General features: G+C 50.4%; 6 protein-coding genes and 2 pseudogenes. All 8 read right to left on the bottom strand.

Going from position 1 to position 6395, the window contains the following annotated elements:
• Window positions 1-1409 (bottom strand): IS66 family transposase (locus HMPREF1024_RS01090; RefSeq protein ID WP_009309934.1); only part of this gene is annotated, 1409 nt, incomplete at its 3' end.
• A gap of 30 nt (window positions 1410-1439) precedes the next feature.
• Window positions 1440-1790 carry an IS66 family insertion sequence element accessory protein TnpB gene (tnpB, locus tag HMPREF1024_RS01095; protein WP_009309933.1) on the bottom strand — a complete coding sequence of 117 codons (351 nt, stop codon included), beginning with the start codon at window positions 1788-1790 and terminating at the stop codon, window positions 1440-1442.
• A complete protein-coding gene (locus tag HMPREF1024_RS01100) occupies window positions 1787-2191 on the bottom strand; it encodes a transposase (RefSeq protein WP_009309932.1) in 405 nt (134 codons plus the stop codon). The genes tnpB and HMPREF1024_RS01100 overlap by 4 nt, the downstream gene beginning before the upstream one ends.
• Window positions 2192-2276: 85 nt before the next feature.
• Window positions 2277-3175 (bottom strand): annotated as a pseudogene (locus HMPREF1024_RS30895) (IS3-like element ISKpn34 family transposase); the annotation flags it as partial.
• A 49-nt stretch (window positions 3176-3224) separates the two neighbouring features.
• Window positions 3225-4931, bottom strand: coding sequence for an HAD-IA family hydrolase (locus tag HMPREF1024_RS01110; RefSeq protein WP_009309930.1), 1707 nt, complete (start codon window positions 4929-4931; stop codon window positions 3225-3227).
• On the bottom strand, window positions 4928-5857 hold the full coding sequence (locus HMPREF1024_RS01115) for a DNA-processing protein DprA (RefSeq protein WP_045896958.1): 930 nt from the start codon (window positions 5855-5857) through the stop codon (window positions 4928-4930). The genes HMPREF1024_RS01110 and HMPREF1024_RS01115 overlap by 4 nt, the downstream gene beginning before the upstream one ends.
• On the bottom strand, window positions 5844-5912 hold the full coding sequence (locus HMPREF1024_RS32205) for a hypothetical protein (RefSeq protein ID WP_353653208.1): 69 nt from the start codon (window positions 5910-5912) through the stop codon (window positions 5844-5846). The genes HMPREF1024_RS01115 and HMPREF1024_RS32205 overlap by 14 nt, the downstream gene beginning before the upstream one ends.
• Window positions 5913-6011: 99 nt before the next feature.
• A pseudogene (locus HMPREF1024_RS29625) lies at window positions 6012-6320 on the bottom strand (integrase core domain-containing protein); the annotation flags it as partial.
• Between the last annotated feature and the right edge of the window lie 75 nt (window positions 6321-6395).

Genomic DNA, 6395 nt, shown 5'->3' with positions numbered 1-6395 from the left:
AAGATAAAATTCTTTTTCCCAAGGCAGACAGCACGAAGGGCTCGTTCGGCAGCGTTGTTATCAGGCTCTGCCAGACCATCATCACAGTAGTAGCACAGCGCATCCCACTGGTTCAGGGCATAAGCGAACGCCTCGCCCAGCCGGGATTTTTTCGACAGCGTGGCGCTTTTCTCCACCAACCAGTCATGCAGGGATATCAGCAGCGGCTTACTCCGGGATTGCCTGGTTGCCAGCCGCTCAGTTGCAGGGAGGCCGCGTATTTCCTCTTCTACCGCGTACAGCTCACCGATACGTTTCAGGGCTTCCCCGGCGGTGGCCGTCTGAGTACTTATATAGACGTCGTGGATTTTTCGACGCGCGTGGGCCCAGCATGCAGCTTCTGTTAGCGGGCCACCGTTACGCTCTGCGCTGAACAACCTGTCGTACCCTGCGAAGGCATCGGCCTGCAGTACGCCATGATAATGGCGAAGATGCTGCTGAGGATGTTTCCCCTGTCGGTCAGGGGAGAAGGCGAACCACGCCGCTGGCGGGTCTGACGATCCAGCGCTTCGGTCATCACGCACATACGTCCAGATGCGCCCGGTTTTCGTCTTCTTCCTCCCCGGTGCCAGTACCGGCACCGGGGTATCGTCCGTATGCAGTTTGCGGCAGTCCATCACGTAACGATAAAGGGCTTCATCCAACGGTGCCATCAACCGGCAACACGCATCCACCCAGTTGGAGAGCAGAGCCCGGCTCAGATCCACGCCCTGGCGGGCAAAGATTTCGCACTGGCGATAGAGCGGCAGGTGCTCGCAGTATTTGGCCGTTAACACGCGGGCCAGCAGACCCGGCCCGGCGATACCCCGATCGATGGGGCGTGATGGTGCCGACGCTTCAACGATGCAGTCGCATCGGGTGCAGGCCTTTTTCACCCTGACCGTGCGGAGCACTTTCAGGGCGCTGGAGACCAGCTCCAGCTGCTCTGCGCTGACTTCGCTGAGGTATGCCATATCGCTGCCGCAGTCCGGACAACAGGTTTCGGGCTCCAGCCTGTTTATTTCGCGTGGAAGATGGTCAGGCAGAGGACGACGATGGCGCGACTGGCGAAGCTGACGCGGAACCTGCTGATCGTTATCCCGGCCGTTGTAACGATCGCTTTGCTGCTCCTGCTGTTTCAGCAGGGCTTCGGCTTCTTCAACCTGCCGGCGCAGCTTTTCAGAACGGGTACCGAACAGCATCCGCCGTAGTTTTTCTATCTGCGCCCGCAGATGCTCTATTTCGCGCTCTTCGTTCTCTATTTTCTCTTCAGCGCGCGCCAGCGCTGAACGCAGGAACGACTCAGTCTCAGCAACGAGACTAAGCTGACTGTCTTTCTGGCGAAGCGCGTCTTCCAGCGCGGCGATACGGGCGAGATAGTCCTGACTCATGACCCCATTTATAATGCGGTCATGCTCTTTTTACAACATTGTCAGTGAGTTAAGACGAGCTGTTTTTGGCTGACGCCAGTCCAGCTTATCGAGGAGCATGGCGAGTTGTGAGCGGGTAATGGCGATTTTACCATCGCGTACAGCAGGCCAGATGAACTGGCCTTCTTCCAGCCGTTTGGTCAACAGGCACAGGCCGTCAGCATCGGCCCAGAGTATCTTTACGGTGTCACCTCTGCGGCCACGGAAGATAAACAGGTGGCCGGAGAACGGGTTTTCATCAAGGGCATGCTGTACCAGCTCGCCCAGACCATTGAACGATTTACGCATATCCGTGACGCCAGCAACCAGCCAGATACGGGTACCTGACGGGAGGGATATCATTGGCTTCTCCCGGTCAGCTCGCGGAGCAGCACGCCCAGCAACTCCGGCGAGGGGTTTTCGAGGCTTATTTTACCGTGGCGGAACTCCACGCTGCAGGAGGAAGCATTCAGCGGACACTGCCCGGAACCGTTATCTGATGTTGGTGGTTCAGATACGATCTCGACAGGTAACAGTGACAGCTCTGAAGGTGGGGTGATGGTCGCAGGCAGGCGACGTGATACCCGCCCCTCGTTTTGCCACATGCGCAGCCACTTAAAAATGAGGTTGTGAGCAACTCCATTTTCGCGGGCGATCTTAGCAACATTGGCATCCGGTTGAGACGCCAGCTCAACGATGCGAAGTTTAAAGTCATTAGAATAGACTGTGCGGGATTCAGTTCGCCAGTTGGCAGTATTTTCCATGATTAGAGCTCCTTCTAAATTAGATGGAGCTCTAAGCTAACGATCCCGTAACCAGATTCACAGGCGGCAGTGGCTAGACGCTTACCTGCGTTGGCTTGCCGGGCTGGATAAGTCGCAGCTCCACACCATGCTCAAAAGCCCACTGATCGAGTGCGCGGCAGGTAAACTCCGGGCCCTGATCGGTTCTTATCGTAGCCGGATAGCCGCGAAACAGCGCAATGCTGTCCAGAATACACGTGACCTGCACGCCTGAAATCCCGAAGGCAACAGTGACCGTCAGGCATTCCTTTGTGAAATCATCCACGCAGGTCAGGCACTTGATCCTGCGACCTGTGGCCAGTGCGTCCATGACGAAATCCATTGACCAGGTCAGATTGGGCGCCATCGGGCGGAGCAGCGGCAGACGTTCTGTTGCCAGCCCTTTACGACGTCGTCTGCGTTTTACACTCAGGCCATTAAGTTGATAGATGCGGTAAACCCGCTTGTGGTTAACGCAAAGACCTTCACGTCGCAGAAGCTGCCAGATACGCCGGTAACCAAAACGGCGGCGTTCAAGTGCCAGCTCTGTGATGCGTAGAGACAGCTGCGCGTCAGCAGCCGGACGCTGAGCCGAATATCGGCAGGTTGACAGGGACAGACCTGCCAGCCTGCAGGCACGACGTTGCGACAGACCCTTAGCCTCGCACATGACTTCCACGGCTTACCGCTTCTGGTCTGTCGTCAGTACTTTCGCCCAAGAGCCACCTGAAGCGCCTCCTTATCCAGCATGGCTTCAGCAAGCAGCTTCTTGAGTCTGGCGTTCTCTTCCTCAAGCGACTTCAGGCGCTTAACCTCAGGCACCTCCATACCGCCATACTTCTTACGCCATGTGTAAAAGGTGGCGTCGGAAATGGCGTGCTTACGGCAGAGCTCACGGGCAGAAACGCCGGCTTCGGCCTCGCGGAGAATACAGATGATCTGTTCGTCGGAAAAACGCTTCTTCATGGGGATGTCCTCATGTGGCTTATGAAGACATTACTAACATCACGGTGTATTAATCAACGGGGAGCAGGTCACTCATCTCATCTAAATGCTGAGAATTTTGGTGCTGTTGACCATCTATCTCAATAATTAAACCAACTTGAGGAATGTAAAAATCTACCTGTCGGTTCTGGAATTGTTCAACGTAGACCTGAGTCATATCGTAAATCTGAACTTCAGGGAGCATTAGTTGTTTTACAAAAATGTACTCACCGAAATACTTTGGAATCAGCTCATCAAAAAACCTTTTCGCTGGGTAGTACCCAGAATGCTTGTTGCCTCGAATCAATCTATTCCAAAAAACTGGCTTATCTGACACAAGAGCCTGAGCTGATGTATTAAGACCGCTCTTCTCCAGTTCAATGCCAAATGCCTTCCTCAGTTTCCGCGAGGCTATTGTTGGCTTCCCTCTCTGAAGCATATTCTTAAGAACTTGAATTGCTGCAAATAGCTGTCCAGACGCCGTTTCAGACGAGATAGAATACTGGAGAAGATTGTGGAAAATGAAGTTATGGTTGGTTCTCGCGTAGTTAGCAGAAAACTTCTTGCTTACAAGCCTGCTACTAGACTTCGACCTGACATGTCTAGATAGTTCACTTTCGTCCGCCAGCGAGTCGATGATTGGGTTGTACAAATCTGAAAACAGTTTGTTATTGTGTTGTTGTTCTTGGCTGTCAGTGCCTAGCTCCAATCTATAGAGAGTTTTAACCAACGTAAAAATGTAAATACTTGAATTCGGAAAAGCTTGAGATAGACAGCGTGTTATCTCATCAGTTGTAGCCCCCGAAGTTAATACGTCGTCAACGATCAGAAATGTCGGATTTGAATTAGCTTCTATTGAATCAAAATAGGCTTTATAGGCACCTCTGACCTGGTGGAGTCTTTGTGCTGCAGTGCAATTAGTCGATTTATCTAATACGTGATCTTTCTCTAATATCTTAGGTTGGTAAGAAGCCCCTAAAGCAACAGCCAGCGATTTGCCCAAGGTATCTAATGCTTTATCGCCATCTTCAGCCCTAAGCTCAGCGTGACCTAACGCTCGAACAACTATATCTATGGCTGGGAATGAAGGAGCTAGCTCAACAGTCTTGTTAACCCAGCGGCGAACAGAAGTATTCTTGTTATCTTTGAAAGACCAAACTTCCTGTTTGATACCATCTAAATAGAATCCCAGATGAAGTTTATTCCCAGATTGTATTAACTCAGAACGTCCAGTTCTTGCGGAGTTCCGCGTCGAGTTTTTTCCAATAAGCTCGGTGAGACCACTTATTCCCTTATGTGACGAATCGATCTCCGAGGCAGAACCCCAATCTACTGAGAAAAACTCAACTCCTGCATTGGAAGCAGCGTCTCGATCTAGGTTACTATCTCCTAAATAAATTGACTCGTCGGCGCTAACACCGAAGTACTCGAGAATACGAGTAACGCCCTCAGGGCTCGGCTTATGCTGCGTTACATCATGGTAGGCTACTACATAATCAACAGTGATACTGAAGTGTTTGAGTAGCCCCTGAACGTAGTTCGAAGGCGCATTCGAGAAGATAGCAACCTTGATTCCAACCGACCGAGCCGTTGTAACAAGGCCGACAACGTCCTGATAGATGACACAACCATTAAAGTACCTAGGTATGTCTCTCCATCGGCCAGCTGACCGAAGTGGTTCGAGGCTTGATGTATCAATAAGCGTGTCATCAAGATCGAGGACGATGACCTTTATCACAGCAGGCCACCTTTTGCTTTCAACGACCTAAATGAACTCGCGATATCTTCTAATTGAAGACGAATATCTTCATAAGATTCGCTCGTGTAGGGTATCGCCCTCCCTTCGTTAACTAGCTGTTGAGTTCCTGAAATTGCCTTGATAGTAAGATCTGGATACTTAGCTTTATGTGCGTCAGGAACGAAGACAGGACGCATCATAGAGATAGCAGATTTGACTGCGTGCATCGTCCCACCATCTATCGAAGTTTCAATAGCAAAGACGGCAGTAGATAAACCTGCTTGTATCCTGTCTCGCTTAGCAAAGAACGCAGGTATTGCTTTGGTTCCTGGTGCATTCTCTGCAACTAGAAGTCCGCCCTCGTCCAATATTTCCTTAGCGAGTTCCCGATTACTTGCGGGAGAAATAGACTCCACATCGACAAGAACAGAAATCGTTGGTGTTTTGGCGTCTAATGCCGCGCGATGAGCAATTGTATCGATACCCAGTGCAAGTCCACTGACTATCGTGAAGCCATAAGTCGCAAACTTTTGAATAGTTTTAATCGTTATGGTTTCCCCCTTGGGGGTGTTTTCACGAGTGCCTACAACCGCTAATGAAAGCCTATTATCTAAGAGGTTCAGATTGCCTTTGCAGTATAGAAAAGGAGGAGGTTTCGGGAGACCGTATAACGCAATTGGATAGGTTTTCGTACCGAAGAGAACAATCTCAACACCTTTATTTTTGAACGAATCAATCTCAGCTTGTACTTCGACCCTGAGAGCTTGGAAGTTCGCAGTATCTAAGAAGCTTTCGAGAGTTGCTCGAGATTTACCGTTTGATATTTTTAGATTGGAGGAGTGGTGTGCCAGTTCTTCGAGTGTTGCCACTCCGCTATACGCTGAAAACTTTAAGATGGACAGAACAGTTTCATCACCAACGTTCATTAGCCTCTTGACAACAAGAGCATCTACTATGTTCACATCCACTCCAAAAACACAACAAATTCTAGTCCATTAACCACAAATTTACTTGTATTCGACCGAAAACACAATAAAGTCAATCTCTATAAGTAGATATACCCCACGGTAAGTGAAGTGGTCAACAAAAACTGGCCACCGCGTTAGAGTTTTTCCAGTATCGGTTTTCTGATTCGTTTGGCGGTAACCCACCATTATATTCGTGCGGTCTTAGTGCGCTGTAATATCCAACGATATAGTCCGTTATTGCGTGAGCTGCATCGCTGAAGCTTACATAGCCCGTCGCCGGCACCCATTCGTTCTTCAGACTCCTGAAGAAGCGCTCCATTGGGCTGTTATCCCAGCAGTTTCCACGCCGACTCATACTCTGCCTGATCCGGTATCGCCACAGTAACTGCCGGAACTGCCTGCTCGTATAATGGCTGCCTTGGACGCCCTTCTAAGAGTCAAGCTGTTATCGGGATACTGTTGATCCGCCTGTTTGATTGCGCAGTAACGTGTAAAC

Source organism: Klebsiella sp. 4_1_44FAA, from assembly GCF_000238715.1.
Classification (GTDB): Bacteria; Pseudomonadota; Gammaproteobacteria; order Enterobacterales; family Enterobacteriaceae; genus Klebsiella; species Klebsiella pneumoniae.
This window is presented reverse-complemented; position numbering and strand designations above follow the sequence as displayed.

What these genes read in the sequence shown, in the direction of transcription:
- tnpB (WP_009309933.1), bottom strand. Translation starts at nt 1,790, where the DNA reads ATGATATCCCTCCCGTCAGGTACCCGTATCTGGCTGGTTGCTGGCGTC.
- HMPREF1024_RS01100 (WP_009309932.1), bottom strand. Translation starts at nt 2,191, where the DNA reads ATGGAAAATACTGCCAACTGGCGAACTGAATCCCGCACAGTCTATTCT.
- HMPREF1024_RS01115 (WP_045896958.1), bottom strand. Translation starts at nt 5,857, where the DNA reads ATGAACGTTGGTGATGAAACTGTTCTGTCCATCTTAAAGTTTTCAGCG.